Source organism: Apibacter sp. B3919 (assembly GCF_026537405.1).
Classification (GTDB): Bacteria; Bacteroidota; Bacteroidia; order Flavobacteriales; family Weeksellaceae; genus Apibacter.
In genome coordinates this window covers 545,830-568,247 of the sequence record NZ_JAFNMG010000001.1, presented here as the reverse complement: position 1 = coordinate 568,247, position 22,418 = coordinate 545,830, and the positions used below count along the sequence as shown (strand labels likewise).

16 protein-coding genes are annotated in these 22,418 nt (G+C 32.6%); 11 read left to right on the top strand and 5 right to left on the bottom strand.

Annotated elements, in window-relative coordinates; genetic code table 11:
* Window positions 1–83 precede the first annotated feature (83 nt).
* From J3U20_RS02575 to J3U20_RS02555, 5 genes are all read right to left on the bottom strand, one after another.
* The gene (locus tag J3U20_RS02575) at window positions 84–866 is read right to left on the bottom strand and encodes a GIY-YIG nuclease family protein (RefSeq protein ID WP_160542279.1); all 783 of its coding nucleotides are present in this window, start codon (window positions 864–866) and stop codon (window positions 84–86) included.
* A gap of 54 nt (window positions 867–920) precedes the next feature.
* Window positions 921–2,183, bottom strand: coding sequence for a Y-family DNA polymerase (locus J3U20_RS02570; protein ID WP_160542278.1), 1,263 nt, complete (start codon window positions 2,181–2,183; stop codon window positions 921–923).
* Window position 2,184: 1 nt separating this feature from the next.
* Window positions 2,185–2,601 carry a LexA family protein gene (locus J3U20_RS02565; RefSeq protein WP_105297408.1) on the bottom strand — a complete coding sequence of 139 codons (417 nt, stop codon included), beginning with the start codon at window positions 2,599–2,601 and terminating at the stop codon, window positions 2,185–2,187.
* Between the two features lie 279 nt (window positions 2,602–2,880).
* The gene (locus J3U20_RS02560; RefSeq protein ID WP_160542277.1) at window positions 2,881–3,534 is read right to left on the bottom strand and encodes a response regulator; all 654 of its coding nucleotides are present in this window, start codon (window positions 3,532–3,534) and stop codon (window positions 2,881–2,883) included.
* 303 nt (window positions 3,535–3,837) lie between these two features.
* Complete coding sequence (locus J3U20_RS02555; RefSeq protein WP_160542276.1) at window positions 3,838–4,890, bottom strand: alpha/beta hydrolase family protein; 1,053 nt, start codon at window positions 4,888–4,890, stop codon at window positions 3,838–3,840.
* Window positions 4,891–6,118: 1,228 nt separating this feature from the next.
* Here J3U20_RS02555 and J3U20_RS02550 point away from each other — a divergent pair.
* The 11 genes from J3U20_RS02550 (at window position 6,119) to J3U20_RS02500 (ending at window position 22,292) form a co-directional block, all read left to right on the top strand.
* Window positions 6,119–6,334 (top strand): hypothetical protein, encoded by a 216-nt coding sequence (locus J3U20_RS02550; RefSeq protein ID WP_160542275.1) that lies wholly within the window; start codon window positions 6,119–6,121, stop codon window positions 6,332–6,334.
* Between the two features lie 10 nt (window positions 6,335–6,344).
* The gene (locus J3U20_RS02545; RefSeq protein ID WP_160542274.1) at window positions 6,345–7,097 is read left to right on the top strand and encodes a 2-oxo acid dehydrogenase subunit E2; all 753 of its coding nucleotides are present in this window, start codon (window positions 6,345–6,347) and stop codon (window positions 7,095–7,097) included.
* Between the two features lie 577 nt (window positions 7,098–7,674).
* On the top strand, window positions 7,675–9,600 hold the full coding sequence (locus tag J3U20_RS02540; RefSeq protein ID WP_160542273.1) for a type VI secretion system Vgr family protein: 1,926 nt from the start codon (window positions 7,675–7,677) through the stop codon (window positions 9,598–9,600).
* Window positions 9,601–9,643: 43 nt separating this feature from the next.
* A complete protein-coding gene (locus J3U20_RS02535) occupies window positions 9,644–10,708 on the top strand; it encodes a DUF2931 family protein (RefSeq protein ID WP_160542272.1) in 1,065 nt (354 codons plus the stop codon).
* 35 nt (window positions 10,709–10,743) lie between these two features.
* Window positions 10,744–11,850, top strand: a complete 1,107-nt coding sequence (locus J3U20_RS02530; protein ID WP_160542271.1) for a DUF2931 family protein — start codon at window positions 10,744–10,746, stop codon at window positions 11,848–11,850.
* A gap of 32 nt (window positions 11,851–11,882) precedes the next feature.
* On the top strand, window positions 11,883–12,992 hold the full coding sequence (locus J3U20_RS02525; protein WP_160542270.1) for a DUF2931 family protein: 1,110 nt from the start codon (window positions 11,883–11,885) through the stop codon (window positions 12,990–12,992).
* Between the two features lie 34 nt (window positions 12,993–13,026).
* On the top strand, window positions 13,027–14,136 hold the full coding sequence (locus J3U20_RS02520; protein WP_160542269.1) for a DUF2931 family protein: 1,110 nt from the start codon (window positions 13,027–13,029) through the stop codon (window positions 14,134–14,136).
* 1 nt (window position 14,137) lies between these two features.
* Window positions 14,138–15,775, top strand: a complete 1,638-nt coding sequence (locus J3U20_RS02515) for a phospholipase effector Tle1 domain-containing protein (protein WP_160542268.1) — start codon at window positions 14,138–14,140, stop codon at window positions 15,773–15,775.
* Window positions 15,753–16,520, top strand: a complete 768-nt coding sequence (locus J3U20_RS02510) for a hypothetical protein (RefSeq protein WP_160542267.1) — start codon at window positions 15,753–15,755, stop codon at window positions 16,518–16,520. The genes J3U20_RS02515 and J3U20_RS02510 overlap by 23 nt, the downstream gene beginning before the upstream one ends.
* Window positions 16,508–18,154 carry a DUF4280 domain-containing protein gene (locus J3U20_RS02505; RefSeq protein ID WP_160542266.1) on the top strand — a complete coding sequence of 549 codons (1,647 nt, stop codon included), beginning with the start codon at window positions 16,508–16,510 and terminating at the stop codon, window positions 18,152–18,154. Before J3U20_RS02510 ends, J3U20_RS02505 begins: the two co-directional genes overlap by 13 nt.
* Window positions 18,155–18,779: 625 nt before the next feature.
* On the top strand, window positions 18,780–22,292 hold the full coding sequence (locus J3U20_RS02500) for an AAA domain-containing protein (RefSeq protein ID WP_160542265.1): 3,513 nt from the start codon (window positions 18,780–18,782) through the stop codon (window positions 22,290–22,292).
* Window positions 22,293–22,418: the final 126 nt, after the last annotated feature.

Sequence of the window (22,418 nt, the reverse complement as noted above, 5' to 3'; positions counted from 1 at the left end):
GGGGGTAAAAAATACAGTACATTACCGGTATGGAAATAATAATTGATTGAAAACAAAATTATTAGGTTTGTAGTAAACCTGTTTTATTGTTTTTTCAAATAACTTCTTAAAATTCTTCTTGCATCTTTGTTATCCGATTTAGGCATAATAAACGTTAACGGATCTTTTCGAGATCTTTTCGGGCAGAATCCGAATCCTTTATAAATTCCGTTTTCAATTAAAACTAATCCCTTTTCATCCTTTGTTCTTCCCGGAAGTTTTAATAATACGGTTTCTTGTGGAAAAGAATTTTTTTCTAAATATTGATGCACACGCTTGTTATAATCATCTACGGGTTCTTCATTAACGCAGGCGCCTAAACACTCGTGTAGCGTATATTGGAAACATTGAGCCTTGGATTTATACAATCCGTTTATTTTTTGGCAAAGTTTATAAGTTTCCGTAATGCGGAATAAATCTTCTTTTCCTTGCTTTAAGCTCAAATAAGAATTAATTTCCTGTGATCGGTTATCTATCTTTTTCAATTGTAAGGATATATACCCTTCTTGAGTTATTTCGGGATATAAGCCATAATAAAAAATGCTGTGCCTTTGCGCTCTATTATAAATAGGTTTGTGGTGTTTTATTTCCTCAGATTCCATAAGCAGGGCAATTAATTCGCTTCCTGTAGGTTCATACCTGACTTTGGAAGCAAAGTTTTGTATTTTTACCGATTTACGGTCGGTACAGGTAAAATGTTGGCTTAATCTTTTTTTGATATTATTGCTTTTTCCGATATAAATCAATCGTTCTTCATGGGTATAAATATAATATACTCCCGGAACGGTGGGTAAATCGGAAACCATCTTTTTTAAATCCTCACGCATATTCACTCTGTTTTTTATAAAATTATCATCGGATGATATTTAGCCGGATCTTCCTTATACCTTAACTTGTATAAGTTCCCTCATATCGGTAGAGAAACGTTTAGAAAGTCGGGTCTGCTTCATCTTCCAAGTCCTTTTAATATCTTGACAACCCAATTTCAGTTTATCTTCATGGTATTTATGGTTCAACTTATCCATAATCTTCATAATAGGTTGGTGCTTCAGGTAATAATCCTCGTCAAACAAAGAAATTTGTCTTTCCGATTCAGGGATAAGACCTGAAACAATAACTCCTGCTTTTTTGTATTGATACCCCTTTTTATATATGGTTTCCAATGCTTTTTGAGCACATTTACTTAACTCAATAGCTGAATTGTGGGGATTAGACAGCGTTAAAGTAACAGCAGGGTGATGTTGAATTAAATCGCCCCTATAAAAATTTGTATGCAGGAATACAGTCACATAATTACAACAACTTTGTTGTGCGCGTAATTTTTCTGAACATTTCACGGCAAAGGTAGCTACTCTTTCTTTTAAATCTTCTAGTTTGTCGGTCATGTAATCGAAGGTGCGGGTAGTGGCAATGGACTTTTTACGAGCCGGCAAGTCTATATCCAGCTGAGGAATTCCCTTTAATTCATTAATCATGCGGATTCCTACTATTCCCATTTCTTGACGTATAAATGTTTCCGGAAGATTAACCAATTCATAAGCTTTACGAATACCTTTTGCTTGAAATCGTTTGTTTAATCTTCTTCCAATTCCCCATATATCTCCAATATGTAACCATTTGAGTGCTTTTTCAATTTTTTCGGGAGAATCAATAACATATACATTATGGGTTTTCTCGGGGTATTTTTTGGCTATCCTGTTAGCTACTTTGGCAAGTGTTTTAGTAGGAGCAATTCCTATGCTGGTAGGAATGCCTACACCCTTAAGTATATATTTTCTTAAATCTAAACAATGTTCCCGCAAATTCAATTGCATATAGCCGTTAAAGTTCATAAATGCTTCATCGATAGAATATATTTCAACTTCTTTGCAATAACGCCCGATGATATTCATTACACGGTTACTTAAATCACCATAAAGGGGAAAATTGGCGGAATAGAGGAATATTTGATTTTCTTCAAATACTTTTTCATATTTAAATGCAGGAGCTCCCATAGGGATGCCGAGGGCCTTTGCCTCATTGGAGCGGGCAATTACGCAGCCGTCGTTATTTGAAAGCACACAAACAGGTTTACCTGTTAAAGAGGGATTACTCACTCTTTCGCAAGAAGCATAAAAGTTATTACAATCTAATAAAGCATACATGCTATGAAAATTTTATAATGGTATGGGTAAGTATTCCCCAAATAATAAAATCTTGATCAGGAGTAACCCGGATCGGTTCGTATTCCTTGTTTTCAGGCAGGAGAATAATTTCTTTTACTATTCCTTTTTCCTTTACTACCTTTAGTCTTTTTAATGTAAATTCCCCGTCTATATAACATACGGCAATATTGCCGTTTTTAGGTTCCAATGCTTTATCCACGATAATAAGATCTCCGTTATAAATCCTCATATCTTTCATAGAATCCCCATTTACTCGTGCCAAGAAAGTGGTTTCGGGATCTCTTATTAATTCGTCGTTCAAATTAATTCGTTCCAAATGAAAATCATCTGCTGCCGAAGGAAATCCGGCTTTGATGTCTCCTGCAAACCATAAAGATAAATTATCTTTTCGCTTCATAAATGCAAATTTATTATGAATTATGTTGAAAAAGAAGCGATAAAATAGCAATTTGATTGATATTTAGATAATATCAATGATATATCCTTAATAAAATAAAGGCATATTTATGAGGTGCTAACTGTTTCAACAATCATTTATATACCGAAAGGATATAGGGATCGGATATTTACTGTTTAATTGATGGATTTCATGAATATATGCATTAAACTTTCATATGTAATTGAAAATAAATCAATTAGGTTATAAAATATTTTTTAATAAATTTTACCGTACGATTTATATTAAGTTCCAATCTGAAAATAAAGTAAGTAAATGTAAAGTAGTTGCAGCTCCGGCATGTTGTCGAATCGATACCAATCTTTTATTTAAATAACTTTCACTGTTGGGATATACCTTTTCTGTTTTGAATTTGACTGAAATTTCAGGCACATTCATACCAACCGATAATAGGCGCACTAATTCCAGGTCGTTGTTTGTGAACTCAAATAATCCGCCTTTTTGAGATTTGTTGGAATACAGGTATATTTTATTTTCATATACATCTTCTATAGCTTTCTTTAATTCTTTTGCACTTTCTGCGCCTTTCGTTATAAAAGCATCTATATTATATTTTTCAAAAAAAGAATTAATAATAGGCTGTCTGTCTTCAATGGAAAAAACAATAATTTTAAGATCGGGAAATTCCTCTTTAGCTACTTTAATAAGTTCTTCCCCGCATGTAATGACATGTTCTTGATTAGGGTCAAATGTTAAGTCTGTAATTAATAGCCCATAAGGTAAATTATTAGAAAAAGACTTTCGAATTTTAGAAATGGCATCATCACAATAATTTGCTTGGTCAATATGAGGAATATTTAGTTCTTCAACTATCTTTTTAACAGCAAAATTATCGTTAGAGAAATTCTCTGCAATAAGAATCTTTTCAAACATAATAAAACTTTTTAGTGTTGTGTTGTTGTCTTTGTATTGCCTGCAAAAATAAGATTATTATTTTAAAATTCAGGGATAAAATTTTACACTTTTTTAGTAGAGATTAAAAACGAAATAAGGAAAAGGGTTTTGAGGATATCATAACAGCAATAGAAGTTAAGTCATGTTTTTTAAAGATTAAGTAATTTATATATAAATATCGGTAATTTTTTACTAATTTTATTGAAATGGTATATATAAAAAATGGCAAGGCTATTAAAACTATTTAATAGCCTTGCCATTTATGAAATTTTTTTAAAACTTCTAGTTATTTACTAAGAAACTGCTTATTTGCTTAATCAATTGAGTATGAATATTTGCACGCTCATTCGTGTCAAATTCACAAGTAGGAACTTGATCCGGTCTGTCTTTTTTAAATAGTTCTATTGCATTTTTTCTGCAGATAGCCATAAAGCTATAATGGGTAGCATTATTCAAAACTATGTGTTTGGAAGTTTTTTCCGGTAGATATTTAGTTAAATAACCGGTTTCTAATTCTGCCGGTATTCTTTCTACAAATGGTCCGGCGGAATACACTAAAACCGGAATTTTTATTTCCGATAAGCTGGACGGAATAAACATGCGGCCAAATCCTATATCTAAGATTACTGCTCTTTTGATACGGGGATCTTTCATGTCTTTATCTAATTTCAGAAAATCTGATCTTTCATCCAAACCTTTCATTTGCTCATTGAAAACGTCACAAGCTAACATGATGGGATATTTACGACATTCTTTTTTGAAAACTTTAGCAGAAGATTTACCGCCAATAGCTTCCACTGCAGTCCATCCTCCATAAGAATGCCCGATAATAGAGATATTATTAGCATCTATATGATCTGAAAATTGTTTAGTTTCCAATAAATAACTGATTGTACGACGAATATCTTCCGGACGGGCTAACATATCTCGAGCAAGTTGCGGATCCATATCTTGCAAAGTAGTTCCTGGATGATTAGGCATTGCTACAATAAATCCCCGTTTACTTAAAGCTGCAGCTAACCAAATATGATTATCCCAAGACCCATTCAGTCCATGAGAAAAAATAACCAAAGGAAAGCTTTTATCGGATATTTTCGCATCATAAATTACATTTTCACCGATGATATATTCATTATCTCCAATTCTTGCAATGGGATGTTTTGCCGAGGTTGGATATACCAAAGCAATTTGAAGCGGTCTTAAATAATCATTTATATTTATTTCACGGAATCCTGTTTTGTAGAAACTTTTTTTAGAATTTGATAACGATTGGGCAGATAAATTAATACTATTAAGTAATAAACATAAAAAAGCTAAGATAATTTTATTTTTCATTTTCATTTTTATATATTAAATTATATTTATTCAATAATATTTATCGTAATTATTTTAAACGTATCCCGTTGGTATAAATAATTACTCCTTACTAGGCAGTATATAATGTAAGCTTAATTATAGAAATTGGTTTTTATTAGAAAAAAATCTATAAATAAGGTGATCCAATTTTATCAGGTTAGATAAAATAAGTTTACTGATTAAATACAGACTTAATCCATAGTGATTAATTTATGAACATTCTTTTTTAAAGTCATAATCATTCATATATATCATTTTAAAATTAAATTATTTATACACAATAATACATATAAATTTTAAAATAATTTTTTAAAATTAATAAAAATATATAAGTTAAACTCCTGATAATTGTCATTTTTATGTTTATTTATATATTATTGTTATTGTGTTTTTTGATTGAATCGGTACGAAATATTATACTCATATTCAGTAAATATTTTTTATTATTTAATTATAAAAAAAAATAATTTTATTAAACTAAAAAATAAATTTTTATATTATGAATTCGAGTGAATACGTGTAAATAATCCAATTTTTATATTTAAATATGGTTAATTGATTTATGTGTATTAAAAAATGAAAAATAAATAAAATATTATATATTTATTTTCATATATTTGATTTATGCTAACATAAAATATAATTTTATGAAATTAACATCAAAAAGTAAGTTTTTAACTCTAAAAGGAAGGCATGTAAGCCGGAAAATTAATTTGAATAGTTTAACTAAAAATTTAATCTAAAGCGTTAACAATTGTTACTTATAAATAAAAAGCATACATCAGGATAATAGAAAGGGTATATGATCAGTCATGAATTAGTATATCCTGCTTGAAATATGAAAAATTAAGTAAAACGATTATAATATTGATTTGCACATATCAGATAGAATATAGGTCATTTCAATCAGAATTATAAAAAAATAGAAATTAAATAGGTGCTATTCTTTTAAAAATAGATAATCCTAAATATAGGGAACGCAGTAGTAAATGAAACTAATTTATTTAAAGAAAATAATTACGGAAAAATTTTCCGGCTATTACCAGGATTAGATTTGTTTTTATAGCAAAAACAGTTTCATTAGTTAATTCATATATAGCTTAAAATGAAAAAAATTAACACAATGATATGAGATAAAATAAATAAGTGAATCTGCTAACCACTCGAAATTCAATAAAACTAAATTTAAACTAAAAAAATAATACTTATGAATAAGACACAAAAAACAGATGAATTTTTGCAAGTATTGCTATACAAAATGGTCATATTTGAATCAGTACTACAAATAATAAAAAAATGGAATTCCTTATTTCCATTAGAAATAGGTGCGTATGTTGAAAAATATGTAATGATATTTTCAAATAAATATTTTTTATTAATAAAGAATGTAAAGAGCATATCGCTAATAGATTCTAATATTTAAATAATAAAAAATGAATCCAATAAAGCCTATTTTAAGACAAATAAAGGGAGTATATAGTTTTTTACAATACACCAAAAAAATAAATGCCATCCATCTCTCAGTACCCGTAGATGCTACTAATCTCGTTGAGTATAGAAATAACAATACAAGAAAAAAAATTTCTTATACTGCTTATATGATATATATTGTATCAGATGTATTAAAAAATTTTCCGGAACTAAATATAGCTGTCAAACGCTCCAAATTTTTTCCGAAAGTGGTACAATACGAAACCATAAATGCAAAATTTATGTTAGACAAAGAAATCAATGGGCAAAAGAAAAATATATCTTGTGTAATTAAAGATTCGGATGAAAAAAAACCTGAAGAAATACAAGAAATTATAGATAAATGCAAATTTTCTGACTATAATACTTCCATCTTTTTTAAAGAAACCAGATTAATAGAAGCTCAACCCCAATATTTGAGACGTTTGATTTCATTTTTAATTTATAAAAATTTAGCTAAAAGACACCGCATTCAGGGAAGCTTTATGATTACTTCGCTAAAGGATAATGATCTAATTACAGAAGTTCCTGTCATAAGTTCAACAATGAGTATAAGTTTAGATGAGTTAAAAAATATTCCGATTGTAAAAAATAATGAAAAGTTTTATAAAGTTATTATGTATTTAACCATGACATTTGAAGAACATGTACTTAATAGTACTTTAGCATCCAATTTTTTAAGTGAAATAAAAAATAAAATTGAAAATTTTAAATAACTTTTAATTAAACATTTGATCTACACGTCAACAAAAAAGAAAAAGTAACAAATTAGAGAAAAATTGTAATCAGGCTTAAAAATTATAGTTGTCTATTGGTAAACTATTTCTACAAATTTACTTGAAACTTTTTTCTTATAAAGAAAGATTCAAATTTAGACCTTACAATAAATCTAATAAGGAGTTGACTTAAACGATTTATTTAGACGCCGATCCATCCCTCATTAATAAATGAAAAACCGGTACTATAGAAGATTACGTAATGTAAACGAATTAATCATATATCCAATATTGAATTTTAATCCGTAATGATGATATCATGAACTATATTTAACGAAAAAGAGTAAACAAGGAATAAATTAATGTTTAACGTTTATAATGAATATAAAATAAATACTTTTTAAGCATATCTTTTACAATAAACCGTTCGTAATTGGAAACTATTTAAATTATTTATGAATGGTATTTTAATAAAAAATAAAATAAAAAATATTTTATTTGGTTTAAAAATATCTTTATATTTATCCTGTATATATATTTATATATCTATAAACAAACTAACTAAAACATTCCTGTCATGAATCCAATTATGCCGGATGAAGGAGAATCCTTCAAACTATTAACTCAAAAAGAAATAGAAGAAGCTAAACAACAAAAAGGAGTTATAGCTGCCTATGGAGGAAGTAAACAACAACTCTATGGAAATTCACATCTTGTTCATATAGAAGTACAAATAAACGGAAATCCGTTTTTTTCAAATACCTGTATACATTTGAAGCTAATTCAGAAAATCAATGCAGATCATGAATTTACTCTAACCGCTGATCCCGGAGAATTCGATGAATCCAATGCCTATTTGCTTCAGAATTCAAAAAAATATCTGGGAAGTCGCATAACTTTTAGTTTCATACAATTTGGAAAAATTGTCTCCGTATGGACAGGACTTATATCAAGCATATCCTCCAATAAAAAAGACGGGATAAAGAAGATTATCATTCGAGGAAAAACTCCGGCTTTTCTAATGGAAAATGGAATTCATTGCCGAAGTTTTGAAAATCAAACCTTAGAAGAGATTATACGAGAAGTTTCCCAAGACTATCCAAAAGATATAGTTTCGTTTGATTGCAATCCCAACCTTAAAAACAAATTGCCCTATACCGTTCAATACAATCAAAATGATTTTCAATTTATAAAAAATCTCGCCGTAAGATATGGAGAATACTTTTATTATAACGGAGAAAAATTTCAATTTTCCTCGTGGGGCAGCCGCATAGTTGAATTGACCGAGGGCGAAGATATATATGACTATGAACTTAAACTTGAAACCAAACCTCAAAAATTCTCTTATGCCGTTTACGATCCCATACAAGGAAAAGATTACACGGTAAACTCTGAAAGAGAAAACCTCCAAAAGTCCACAAATCCCTTTCAACAATCAGCCTTTAATTCCAGTCAAAATTTGTTTACCAAAGCACCTACCGCACATTTCCATCATAGTCTTTTACACAAAGGACAGGTTGAAATAGAAGAGGCGATTATCAAACAAAAGTTAAAACAACAAAATTTGGTTTATATAGAAGCTACCTCTAATAACCCTGAACTACGGATAGGAGATATTGCGAAAATAAATATTTGGATGCCCGGGCATGAGATTTTCAAAACGGGTAAAACTCCCATTGAATCCTACCGAATAACAGAAATAACTCACGAATTTTCAGATGGAGAAGGATATACCAATACCTTTATCGGGTTACCCAAAGAGGTAACCGTTCCTGCGTATTGTGATGAATACGAATATCCGAAAGCCCCCCTGCAACATGCCATCGTTACAGATAATAAAGATCCCTTGCGAATGGGAAGAGTGCGCGTACAATTTGTTTGGCAGAAACCCGACAATCAGCAAACCCCTTGGATTCAAGTAATCCAACCCCATGCCGGATCAGGAAAAGGTTGTTTTATGAATCCCGAAATAGGAGAAACCGTATTGATAGCCTTTCAAGGCGGCAATGCCGAAGCGCCTATCGTAGTAGGAACAGCATACAACGGAGGAGAAATTGCGACCTATTACACAGCCGAAAATGACATTAAAGTCATACAAACAAGAAGCGGAACCCAAATACTGTTTAATGATGCAGAGGGTAGCATTTTAATAACCGATCCCGGAAAAAACAGCTGGTTTATGGACGGAAAAGGAAATATTTCCGTAAATGCCCCTAATAATATGAATTTTACCGTAGGAAATGATTTTACGGTTACCATAGGGAATAATTTTCATGTACAAGTAGGAAATGACAATCATTTGGAAGTAGGGAATGAGCACAAACATATTTCTCATTCTTATACACAAAGGGTATTCGAAAATAAAAAAATTACGGTTAACGGAGAATTAACCGAAACAACAGCTACTTCCACCTATAAAATAGTAGGAGGGGATCTTTGGATACAAAGTTCAGGTACAGCAACAATTTTAGGGGCCATTGATGCAAGAGTAAATAAAGGATAAAAACAAGGTGATTCGAATAACAACAATATATAAATTCCTACTCATGCTTTCATTTATATTCAACAGCTGTCAGGATAAAAATAAAAAAACTATGAAAGAAGAATTTAAATGGAAGGAGTCCGTCTCCTGTCCTTTAGGTTATCCGGTAGACGTATTTATGGGAGGGTTAGAATTAACTGATGGTAGCTTTACCAGTTTATTTTCTGGCTTACATCCAGGGTTAGGTGGATGGGGTAGTTTTGGAAGAAGTATGAGTCATGGAAAAAAACCACTGCCTAAAAGACTAAATGTAATTTGGATCTCATTTGTCGAAAAGACCTTTTATCATGTAGATGCCGAGTTGGATTATGAAAAAATAGCCGGGCTTTTCAGAAAGGGATATTACATCCCTTCATACAATGAAGAAATTCCTGAACCATTTAAAGAAGATTATGGAACCATCAATGTAGGTTTTGCCCCGGGAGGAGTAGCTGTAGTTTGGATAGCGGGAATAGGTCGTCAAATAGAAGTGGGCAGGTACCAGGGAGTGAAAACGGAAATACCCAAAGAACAAGTAGAAAAATTAAAAGACGAACCGGAATACAGCATGCTACGGCCGGAATATCAAGAATCCATAATGAAAAATCCGGGGATCATCCCTCAAGAAGTACAAGATGCTAATAAAGACAAACCCATTCCTTACGGGCTATGGGATACATACAGGAAAAAATACAATTGGAAAATAAATTATGAACTACCCAAAGAGGCAGAATTGGATGAGATGACGTATGAATTCTATAACGGAGAAGAAACAAATTTATTTGGAGACTATCAAATAAAAAGATATCAAATACCAAAGGAATTGCACTGGAACTATGAAGAGGAAAAAGCCATACCTAAACAAATAAGCTTTCGTTGGAAGGAAAAAACAAAAGAGAATTGTGGAGGATATATCAAATTTAATGAAGATCAAATATTTAAAGCCTTTGAAGAGCTTACACCAGGTAAGGCGGAAGAACCTCTACAAATAACCATACGAATCACCCATACCGGAGATGATGCCTCGGTATGGTTGGAAGGAAACGGAAAAAGCATCGGGTTGTATAAAAGTGAGGTAAAAATATTTTAAAATGGGAAACCATTTATATATATAAATATTTAACAATGAAACTAAAAATAAAAAATTATTTCCTGGTGGCCATGCTACAACTTCTTTCCGTGGTGGTAAGCTGTCAGGATAAAAATAAAAAAACTATGAAAGAAGAATTTGAATGGAATGAATCCGTCTCCTGTCCTTTAGGCTATCCGGTAGACGTGTTTATGGGAGGGTTAGAATTAACCGATGGTAGCTTTACCAGTTTATTTTCTGGGTTACATACAGGGTTAGGTGGATGGGGTAGCGAAGGAAGAAGTATGAGCAGTGGAGTAAAGCCGTTGCCCAAACGTCTAAATGTAATATGGATTTCATTTGCAGAGAAGACCTTTTATCATGTGGATGCGGAACTAGATTATGAAAAAATAGCCGGTCTTTTTAGAAAGGGATATTTAACTCCTTCATATAATAAAGAGCACCCACAACCCTATAAACGGACCTATGAAACGATCAATGTAGGCTTTGCCCCGGGAGGAGTAGCCGTAGTTTGGGTCGCGGGAATAGTAAGACAAATAGAAATAGGAAGGTATCAGGGAGTGAAAATGGAAATACCTAAAGAACAAGTAGAAAAACTAAAAGACGAACCGGAATACAGTATGCTACGGCCGGAATATCAAGAGTCGGTGATAAAAAATCCGGGGATTATTCCTCAAGAAGTGCAAGATGCTAATAAAGGCAAACCCATTCCTTATGGGCTATGGGATACGTACAGGAAAAAATATAATTGGAAATTTAACTTTGATTTTCCAAATTCAGATGAAATAACCAATAGAGTTACCTGTTTTTATTTTAATGGGGAAATGGAAATTTTATTTGGAGATTATCCGATAAAATTATATCAAATACCGGAAGAGTTGAGATGGAACAAATCAGAAAAAAAAGCTATACCCAAGAAAATGTCATTTACGTGGATAAATAAAGATAAAATCATAAAATCGGGAGAAATAATATTTAACGAAGCCCAGATATTTAAGGCTTTTGAAGAACTAACTCAGGGAAATAAGGAAGAATCAATACAATTAACCATACGAATCATTCGGACAGGAGATGATGCTTCAGTATGGTTGGAAGGAAACGGAAAAAGCATAGGATTGTATGAAAGTGAAGTAGATATATAATGGGAAACCATTAATTATATAAATATTTAACAATGAAACTAAAAATAAAAAATCATTATCTGATAGCACTGCTACAACTGCTTTCCGTAGTGGTAAGCTGTCAGGATAAAAATAAAAAAACTATGAAAGAAGAATTTGATTGGAATGAATCCGTCTCCTGTCCTTTAGGTTATCCGGTAGACGTGTTTATGGGAGGGTTAGAATTAACCGATGGTAGCTTTACCAGTTTATTTTCTGGGTTACATACAGGGTTAGGTGGATGGGGTAGCGAAGGAAGAAGTATGAGCAGTGGAGTAAAGCCGTTGCCCAAACGTCTTAATGTGATATGGATTTCATTTGCAGAGAAGACCTTTTACCATGTGGATGCGGAACTGGATTATGAAAAAATAGCCGGTCTTTTTAGAAAGGGATATTTAACTCCTTCATATAATAAAGAGCATCCACAACCCTATAAACGGACCTATGAAACGATCAATGTAGGCTTTGCCCCGGGAGGAGTAGCCGTGGTTTGGGTCGCGGGAATAGGTCGTCAAATAGAATTGGGCAGATACCAGGGAATTAAAACGGAAATACCCAAAGAGCAAGTAGAAAAATTAAAAGATGAACCGGTCTATAGTATGCTACGTCCGGAATATCAAGAATCGGTAATAAAAAATCCGGGGATCATTCCCCAAGAAGTGCAAGATGCTAATAAAAACAAGCCCATTCCTTACGAGTTATGGGATACGTACAGGAAAAAATATAATTGGGAATTTAACTTTGATTTTCCGAATTCAAATGAAATAACCAATAGAGTAACCTGTTTTTACTTTAATGGAGAAAAAGAAATTTTATTCGGAGACAAACCGATAAAATTATATCAAATACCGGAAGAGTTGAGATGGAACAAATCAGAAAAAAAAGCTATACCTCGAAAAATATCATTTAGTTGGATAACAAAAGAAAACTTACTAAAATCAGGAGCAATAACTTTTAATGAAGCCCAGATATTTAAGACTTTTGAAGAATTAACTCAGGGAAATAAGGAAGAATCAATAAAATTAACTATACGAATTATCCATACCGGAGATGATGCCTCGGTATGGTTGGAAGGAAACGGAAAAAGCATCGGGTTGTATAAAAGTGAGGTAAAAATATTTTAAAATGGGAAACCATTAATTATATAAATATTTAACAATGATATTAAAAATAAAAAATTATTTCCTGGTGGCCATGCTACAACTTCTTTCTGTGGTGGTAAGCTGTCAGGATAAAAATAAAAAAACTATGAAAGAAGAGTTTGATTGGAAGGAATCTGTCTCCTGTCCTTTAGGTTATCCGGTAGACGTATTTATGGGAGGACTTGAATTAACTGATGGAGGATATGCCAGCCTCTTTTCTGGCTTACATACAGGTAGGAAAGGTTGGGGAAGTTTAGGAAGGAGTATGAGTCATGGAAAAAAGCCTTTGCCCAAACGATTAAATGTTATCTGGATCTCATTTGTCGAAAAGACCTTTTATCATGTAGATGCGGAACTGGATTATGAAAAAATAGCCGGTCTTTTTAGAAAGGGGTATTATCTCCCCTCTATAAATAAAGATAAACCCGAACCATTTAAAGAAAATTATTGGACTATCAATGTAGGCTTTGCCCCGGGAGGAGTAGCCGTGGTTTGGGTAGCAGGAGCAGCTCGTCAAATAGAAGTGGGCAGATACCAGGGAGTAAAAACAGAAATACCCAAAGAGCAAGTCGAAAAATTAAAAGACGAACCGATCTACAGCATGCTACGGCCGGAATATCAAGAATCGGTGATAAAAAATCCTGGGATCATCCCTCAAGAAGTGCAAGAGGCCAATAAAAACAAACCCATTCCTTACGGGCTATGGGATACATACAGGAAAAAATATAATTGGAAAGTAAATTATGAACTACCCAAAGAGGCAGAATTGGATGAGATGACATATGATTTTTATAACGGAGAAGAAACAAATTTATTTGGCGACTATCAAATAAAAAGATATCAAATACCAAAGGAATTGCACTGGAACTATGATGAGGAAAAAGCTATACCCAAACAAATAAGCTTTCGTTGGAAGGAAAAAGTAAAAAAAAACTGTGGAGGATATATCAAATTTAATGAAGATCAAATATTTAAAGCATTTGAAGAGCTTACACAAGGTAAGGCGAAAGCAGTACCTCTACAAATAACCATACGAATCACCCATACCGGAGATGATGCTTCAGTATGGTTGGAAGGAAACGGAAAAAGCATCGGGTTGTATAAAAGTGAGGTAAAAATATTTTAAAATGGGAAAAACCTTTGTATTTAACAGTGGAGAGGCCCGATCTGAACCGGGAGAGCTTCAACTTAATTATGGATTGTTTTTCGACGGAACACTTAATAACCGAGAAAATACCCGGATATGGAAAAAAGTGCGAGGGATAGATGGGTATGGAAATCCCACCGAGGAAGAAATTGAAATATTCGAGCAAAATGCACAAGAAAAAAAATTCTTAAGCAGAAAACGAGTAGATAAAGAAAGCGCCAGCTATTTAAATGATTTTACCAATGTCGCTAGAAAATCCATGAGTTGTGATGAAGAATATACCATTTATGTGGAAGGTATCGGTACCCAAGACAAAAAGGAGGATAAACTATGGGGGTATGCCTTAGGAAGAGGAGAAACGGGAATACAGGGAAAAGTAACCAATGGATGTGAATATTTAGCTAAAAAAATTTATGAAGTCTATAAAAAATATGTTAAAGAGAGTGAAAATATTGATACCATTATAATTATCGTAGATGCTTTTGGCTTTAGCCGAGGAGCTGCTGCTGCACGGTATTTTGCTTACAATATTCAAAAATTAGCGTATTCAGCGAAAGTAAAAAACGGTAAATATTTGGATCATGAAGGAAAGGAAGTGCCACAAGCTTGGGTAAAAAATGGAAAACTGCCCCAAATGGGTAATTTAGGAACAGCCTTATTAAAAATGGGATTTAGTCATGAACTGATCGACAATACCTTCATTCATTTGCGTTTTTTAGGAATCTACGATACAGTAGTTTCTTACGATCCGGATACCTTGCTTTTACCGAATTTCAAAAGTAAAATATCTAAATTACATTTAGATGAATTAGGAAGACCACAAAAAATCGTTCATTTTACCTCGTTGGACGAGCATCGGGAATATTTTCCACTTACCCGCATTAAGCCGGGGAACAATCGCATAGAACGCAATTTTCCCGGGGTTCACAGTGATATAGGAGGCAGCTATTCCAACTATACCGAAACCGGCAGCGAAAACCTGTTGATCGAAAAAAGATCAAAATATGAATTGGAAAAGCTGATAGACTATCGAGCAGAACTGATCCAAGGCGGATGGTACACTCCGGAACAATTAAAAATAGAACCCAAAATGGTAACCAAGCACAGCCATTACAGCTTAAAAGGCGAACGGAACCTAAGGAAAGAATACAGCTATATCTTTCTACACCTGATGCGGGAAGAGTCAGAACCCTATATGGGGAAGTATTATATGCCCGGCGAAATGGAGAAATACAGTCTTTCGGGAAACAAGACCCTGCAACAGGCCAAAGAATATTTACAGCTTTATACCATGAAATGGAATGAAGACTGGGTATTGAAAAGTGAAAAAGAAGAAGAAAAAAAACTCAACCAAGCCACTTCAACAAAAGAAATCAAGGAGAATCACTTGAATCAAGCAGACAAGAAGATACCAACAGAAGAAAAAACAGAAACTAACCACCAACCAATCGAAAAAGAATTAGAAGAAATATACGTCACCGATTCCGATCGATTGCTAAAGAAAATAAGAAACTACTACTTGCATTGGTCTTCCCGTTGGGGAGAATTGGGCAATTCGCCCAATAAAAGCAGAAAAAGAGAATATTATAATGCCGATGGAACCGTTGACACCAATTGAAATAAAAATGCAGCCGGGAAAAACGTACTACTACCGACTCACTACAAGTTTTATGGATCAAATGAATCATGGAAAAGGTAAGGAAAAATTTTGGACCAGAAATGTCGGAATCTTATTTACCGGAAAAACCCGTGAACACTTTCACTTTCAAATTCTGTGTTTTCGCACGGAAATAAAGTTGGAAAAAGCCATACCTCAATATAATTTGCTTCGGGAAATCTCCTATCTTTTTAACGATATACGTATTTGTGTTAATGAGAAAGGAGAAGCCGTTAAGCTTAAAAATCTAAAAAAAATTCAGGAACGTTGGAACACAGAGCGGAGAAAATTGGAAGCTTATCACAGTGGCTCTTCTATTGAATTGTACTTTGATTTTTTAAGCCGTTTACTTCAGGATGAATCAAGAATGATCGGCTACTTGTTAAGTTATGAAATGTACGGTATGTTTTTTAACGGAAGCCGTATCGGAAATTTAAAAAATGAAAATGATACGAAGTATCCAAGAAAAGTAAAACATCCACATTGGAATAAAGTTTTTGCGGAAGAATGGAATGAAGTGAAAGAAAGGGAAGGAGACATAAAAAAATGCTTCCACGTAAAAGGAAAACCATGGCAGACAGAAGAGACAAACACGACTTTATATGAAGGCAGCTATCTCTATTCTTCGGGGCTATTGCATGAGGGATCTTTGGATATAATTTATGAAAATCAACTTAAAAAATACAGAATAGTATGGATTGGTTAAAAAAACTCTTTTCGAACAATAAAGCAAACCATTTTCCCACACTACTAGATGCATCTCGAAGTAGTAAAAAAGCTTGGGACAAGGAGTTTGAAAAACTTCCGATTATGGGAAAAACAGCTACTTCCGAGGATAAGCAATGGAATGAAATTAGCCGAATGGAAGAAGAAAATGCCCGGATACTCGAATCAGATAACACAGAAAGAGAAAAAGAAAGGCAGAAAATATGGGATGAATTAATCGTTATTGACGGAGCAGAGCTGGAATGTCCGTTGTGTACCAATCCCAAAGGAATACTTAAAGTAAATTTAGATACCCCCACTACACAAGAAAAGAAAACAGCAACCATAGAAGAGAAAAGTTCCTTAAGTCTTGTTTTTCGGGGAAACTGTAAAAAAAGCCCGAACCGTTCTTTTCCTTGTCACGTATCCATGATAACGGGAGATTGGAAAAACACAGGAAGTATGAAAATCCAAGATCGGCCGCCTTTATTGCTCAAAAGCACGATTCCTTGCCATTATGGCGGAGTAGATATAAAAATTGTTGACAGCGGTCAAATTAATAAACCTGAACTGAATATGGAAGGAGCCCCCATACCGATTCCCAAAAAGAAAATAAAAATAAAAGCCCTTCAAGATCAATATACAGTAGTGTTGAAAAAGGACGGAACTTTATTCGGCCCAAGCTATCCCAATCTGGAATTTGAAATTACCGACGGAGCACCCGGGGAACCAATTGATATTCAGGTGGCAAAGGTTGATCCTTCTTTATTAACAAATACGGTAGGAATAACCGACAGTTGGGATAAAAATAAATTATCTGTGGAAAGGATTTCGATGAAAACGTTCAGCAGCTATTCTCATGAAGAAAACCCTTTGACTTTAGATGCTTCGGGTAAGGCTTATTACACAATGCCGTTAGAGTGGTGGAGAGATTTAGCCAGACAGCCGTTACACGAATTTTCAACCATGAAAATTTATTTTAAAGTTTTATCATTTTCAGACCCCTCAAAGGTAAATGAAGAAAGTATAGTTCATTTTGTGGAGGTTAGTAATAATTTAATTGAATTACGAACTATACAAAATGTTTATACAGAAAACGCTTTGGGTTTGCCTGTAAAAGATTTTTCGGCAGAATTTGTGGTTAAAGAAGCAGGTACCACCGAAATGTATACTTGGGTTCAAAGGAAAAAAGGTGGAATGGGAATATGGGATGTAAACAAACGGATGACCCGACCGATTATTGAAGAGCATGATCAAAAGCAAATATGCCATTATCCGGAATGGACCTTAGACAGAATTAATTTAAATCCGAGATATGCCGATGGGGTATATCCAATTTCAAACGGAGGAAAAACGGCAACTATAAAAAAACAATCATCTTCACAATCGGTAAATTCTAAGTTTCCTTGGGCATATACACATATTGATTTTGATACAAGAATCCATCTAAATTTTGATGTTCCTGATGCGATCAACGTTATTCGTTTGCCGGATAATACTATCAAAGGAGCGATTCCCTCGCCGGAGCCGCTGCCGTTAGCAAATATTTTTTGGAATGCCCGAATCTTACAAAGTTGGAATTCCGCTCAAGCTAAAACCCTTGTTTCTCATCCTGCTGTATTTATAGGTCCTTAAGAGGATTAAATGTTGAAAAAACTAGTCTTTAAAAAGTACTATGCAGCTAATTTGAACGTTATTTTAAGAAACAATTTAACTATTTAACAAAAAAATGAGTCATCGAAATTCTGATAAAATTTACATCACATGAAATTAAAAAGATAATAGATTTACCCAAATAAAAGATATTAAACAATCGGAACAATCAGATTTTAAAGATTTTAATATAACTGAAAAAAAATTATTTAGAAGACAACCGGCTGCAATTCCTGAATTATTTAATTATGATTGAGTTGAATATCAATCTTCTCTAATCGAAAGTTTTAAAAATTCTATGTTCGAACTTTTTGATTATAATATAGAAGACAACATTCTATGGTTTGTTCTTTGAATGAAGCGGCTAACCGATGGATAAGTTGGAATTGTGAAAGAGACAGGCCGTATCGAGCAAAAAATAGATACTATTATTTTTACTAATTAAATATGTGTTTAAGCTAAGGAATGCATTTAATCATTAGATAAAAATTGGTAAAACCAATCAATAATAAATGTCCAGTAACGGATTTAAATAATAAGGATCATTGAATTAAATTAACGCTTCTTCATAAAAAAATTAAAACAGCAAAACAAAAAGGAACAATTTATGGACACAAGATCACAAAATTTTGCAAAATATTGGCGTAATTCTTTAGCTGATGCCACTTTTACAAAGGGAGGATTAAATAAAAAAGATACCGAAACAATGATATTTTGTTCTAAGGAATTTCTAACGTCAGGAAAATTAGATGAAAAAAAAACCAAAGATCTTTTTAAAAATGAATCATCAGATTGTAATGTTATTGAAATTATTCTAAGACCTATAGTTTATCATCAAATTACAGAACATTGTTTTGGTAAATTTAATGAAACTCCGGAATATCTTGTCCCTATATCAACCGCTGCTTTTTTGGCCAGAGACGGAAGATGTTATCCTAAAAGTGGCAGTACATTTATATCTCGAGATATACTGAAACCTTTAGTTAATGGTTCCTATGCAATTGGATCCATGTATGATTTAGATATTTATCTATCCACATATTCTATATCAGGTATTAATTATAATGAATTTGAAGATGGAGATTTAAAGTTAAGAGATGAAAAATATTTTGATGCTTGGAAAAAATATTGCAGCCATATCGATTTATTATTAAATACGGTGGCAAAAAAATGGGTTAAAGATAACAGATCTTATGAGCGTTTAGATCACAGTTTTATAATAAAACAAGATCTTGTGAAAAATGCGGCAATACATATTTTTCCTTTATATGAACAATTACGAAACAGCTCTAAAAGTATTCCTTTATTTGAACGTTATGCTTCAATAACCTCTCCACCCCAACAACCATGTCTTGAAAGTAATAGTTTCTTTTCAAAACGGTTGGCCCATTCAAGTAATAGTTTTCCTTTAGCTCAAGCGCAACGCGATGCATTAAATCATTTATTAAATGCTGAAACTGGAGAAATTCTTGCGGTAAATGGGCCTCCGGGTACGGGTAAAACGACCCTGTTACTTTCCGTAGTTGCTTCTTTGTGGGCAACGCGAGCATTGGAAGGATCTGAACCCCCCATTATTATTGCAGCTTCAACAAATAATCAAGCAGTAACTAACATAATTGATGCATTTGGAAAAGATTTTTCTAAAGGTGAAGGTCCTTTTTCAGGGAGATGGTTACCTAATATAGACAGTTTTGGCGCTTATTTTCCGGCTAAAAGTAAGTCTCTACAAGCTGAAAAGAATTTTCAAACTGAAAAATTTTTTAATCAAATCGAGGACACAGAATATTTTAAAAAAGCGAAATATTTTTATATAGAATGTGCAGCAAAAGCATTTCAAAATCTTGAAAGTAAAAATACTACCATAGAAGATGTCGTTAAACGATTACATAAAGAAATTCTATGGAAAACAAAACAATTAAAATGCTTGGAAGAATCATGGAACGCTTTATATAATATACGTTTGCAAGTTCATCAAGAATTGGGTAATAACCCCTATGAAAAATTAGCACTCTATGAATATCAAGAAAAAATTTTGAACGAAAAGATAAAGTTATGGAGTAATATTCGATCTAAATGGGAACAATTTCAAGCTGAGGAAAATATATGGTATCAAGTTTTTTCGTGGATACCTTTTGTAGCTAAAAAACGTATGCTTAAGGCTAAGATGTACCTTGCGGATGTATGGGATAAAGAAGATCAATTTCAATTTAAAACTCTTATTTCTATTTCAGAATATATTGAAAATAAAGAAGTTTCAGTAAGTAAGTCTATATTTGAAAATGAGCGGATTTTAGAAATTATTAAAAATTTGTTACAAAATTTAGAAACCTGTTTAGCGAAATGGAAAATTGCATTAGCACCATTACATATTACAAAGAATTCTGAGAAGGTAACACTTAATCAAGCGGATATTGAAGCAGACACTAAAATACGATTTGATATTTTTTTGTTAACTACCCATTATTGGGAAGGGCGTTGGCTATTGGAAATGGAAGATTTACTGCCCAATTTAGAAAAATGGAATAAAAAAAACGCAGAATCTGCCATAATTAAACGATGGAATCTAAGGATGAAATTGACTCCTTGTGTAGTATCAACTTTCTATGTGCTTCCTAATCATTTTATTTATGCGGGAACAGGTTACGTGAAAGATTATTTATATAATTTAGCCGATTTATTAATTGTTGATGAAGCAGGTCAGGTATTACCGGAAGTTGCAGGAGCTTCATTTTCTCTCAGTAAAAAAGCTCTGGTAATTGGAGATACTCATCAAATTGAACCAATTTGGGCCGTTTCTCCAAAAGTGGATGTGGGTAATTTTTTGGAAGCTAAACTTCTGAATAGTGATAATGTAGAAGACGAATATGAAAAATTAACTGATTTAGGAAAAACGGCTTCATCAGGCAGTGTGATGAAGATTGCACAAAATGCATCCAGATATCGTTATGATCCTGATTTGGAACCGGGAATGTATTTATATGAGCATAGGCGTTGTTATAATGAAATTATTAGTTATTGTAATGAATTGGTATATAAAGGAAAGTTATTACCAAAACGCGGAATTTCACCTAAAGAATCACTTTTTCCGGCCTTAGGATATTTACATATTGACGGTATATGTCAAGATTCGGGATCAGGCAGTCGTTATAATTTATTGGAAGCTAGAGTTATTGCTAATTGGTTGATTGAAAATAAACAAAAGTTAGAACAAAAATATAATCAGCCCTTGAATGAAATTGTAGGGATTATAACACCATTTGGAGCTCAAGTTAACGAAATAAAACGGGCTATAAGAAATTCTAAAGCAAATGTAAATGTAGATAAAGGCGAAGATCATCTAACAATCGGTACGGTTCATTCTTTTCAAGGAGCCGAAAGAAAATTAATAATTTTCTCTGCCGTTTACTCTAAACATGTCGATGGTACTTTTATAGACAATGCGCCAAGTATGTTAAATGTTGCCGTATCGCGAGCAAAAGATAGCTTTTTGGTTTTTGGAGATATGGATATATACAATCCACAGTTAAAAACGCCGAGAGGAATTTTAGCGCGTTATCTTTTTTCTTGTGAGAAAAATAGTTTATGTTTTAAATATTTAGAAAGAAAAGATTTATTAGAATCGGGAAGTGTTGGTTTTCAAGTTCTTATAAATTTAAATGATCACGACTCGTTTCTTAAAAATGTAATAAATAATGCTGTTAAAGAAATATATATAGTATCTCCTTGGTTTTCAATAAATGCCGTTAATAATAGCAATATATTGCCATTTATGGAATCAGTGATTCAAAAAAAAGGCATTAAAATATCAATTTATACAGATGATGAACTCAATTTATTAGGCGATAATGAAGAAAAAAAACAATTTCTTTTTAAATTAGTAAATATCGGTATAGATGTTTATTTTGTAACTAAGGTACATAGCAAAATTGTGATTAAAGATGAAGATTTGCTATGTATAGGTTCATTTAATTGGCTAAGTGCACAAAGAAAAGGAAATTATGTAAGACATGAAACATCTTTAGTTTATCAGGGAAAAAACAAGAAATTAATTGATGAAATTAACATTTTAAAAAATAGTATAATGGAAAGGAGTTCTTCATTCAATCAAACTTTAAATTAATTTAGTAGTAATATGAAAAAAAATCGGTAGATAAATTATTTTTATTTTTCCAAATGATCGGATTAAAATTTTACTGATGAATATAAAAGTGCTAAAAAAATAAAACTTGGTAATTATTTTTTTTAT

Excerpts from the sequence above, each read along its gene's own strand:
- J3U20_RS02575 (WP_160542279.1), bottom strand. The coding sequence starts at position 866 with ATGCGTGAGGATTTAAAAAAGATGGTTTCCGATTTACCCACCGTTCCG.
- J3U20_RS02570 (WP_160542278.1), bottom strand. The coding sequence starts at position 2,183 with ATGTATGCTTTATTAGATTGTAATAACTTTTATGCTTCTTGCGAAAGA.
- J3U20_RS02565 (WP_105297408.1), bottom strand. The coding sequence starts at position 2,601 with ATGAAGCGAAAAGATAATTTATCTTTATGGTTTGCAGGAGACATCAAA.
- J3U20_RS02560 (WP_160542277.1), bottom strand. The coding sequence starts at position 3,534 with ATGTTTGAAAAGATTCTTATTGCAGAGAATTTCTCTAACGATAATTTT.
- J3U20_RS02555 (WP_160542276.1), bottom strand. The coding sequence starts at position 4,890 with ATGAAAAATAAAATTATCTTAGCTTTTTTATGTTTATTACTTAATAGT.
- J3U20_RS02550 (WP_160542275.1), top strand. The coding sequence starts at position 6,119 with ATGAATAAGACACAAAAAACAGATGAATTTTTGCAAGTATTGCTATAC.
- J3U20_RS02545 (WP_160542274.1), top strand. The coding sequence starts at position 6,345 with ATGAATCCAATAAAGCCTATTTTAAGACAAATAAAGGGAGTATATAGT.
- J3U20_RS02540 (WP_160542273.1), top strand. The coding sequence starts at position 7,675 with ATGAATCCAATTATGCCGGATGAAGGAGAATCCTTCAAACTATTAACT.
- J3U20_RS02535 (WP_160542272.1), top strand. The coding sequence starts at position 9,644 with ATGCTTTCATTTATATTCAACAGCTGTCAGGATAAAAATAAAAAAACT.
- J3U20_RS02530 (WP_160542271.1), top strand. The coding sequence starts at position 10,744 with ATGAAACTAAAAATAAAAAATTATTTCCTGGTGGCCATGCTACAACTT.
- J3U20_RS02525 (WP_160542270.1), top strand. The coding sequence starts at position 11,883 with ATGAAACTAAAAATAAAAAATCATTATCTGATAGCACTGCTACAACTG.
- J3U20_RS02520 (WP_160542269.1), top strand. The coding sequence starts at position 13,027 with ATGATATTAAAAATAAAAAATTATTTCCTGGTGGCCATGCTACAACTT.
- J3U20_RS02515 (WP_160542268.1), top strand. The coding sequence starts at position 14,138 with ATGGGAAAAACCTTTGTATTTAACAGTGGAGAGGCCCGATCTGAACCG.
- J3U20_RS02510 (WP_160542267.1), top strand. The coding sequence starts at position 15,753 with ATGGAACCGTTGACACCAATTGAAATAAAAATGCAGCCGGGAAAAACG.
- J3U20_RS02505 (WP_160542266.1), top strand. The coding sequence starts at position 16,508 with ATGGATTGGTTAAAAAAACTCTTTTCGAACAATAAAGCAAACCATTTT.
- J3U20_RS02500 (WP_160542265.1), top strand. The coding sequence starts at position 18,780 with ATGGACACAAGATCACAAAATTTTGCAAAATATTGGCGTAATTCTTTA.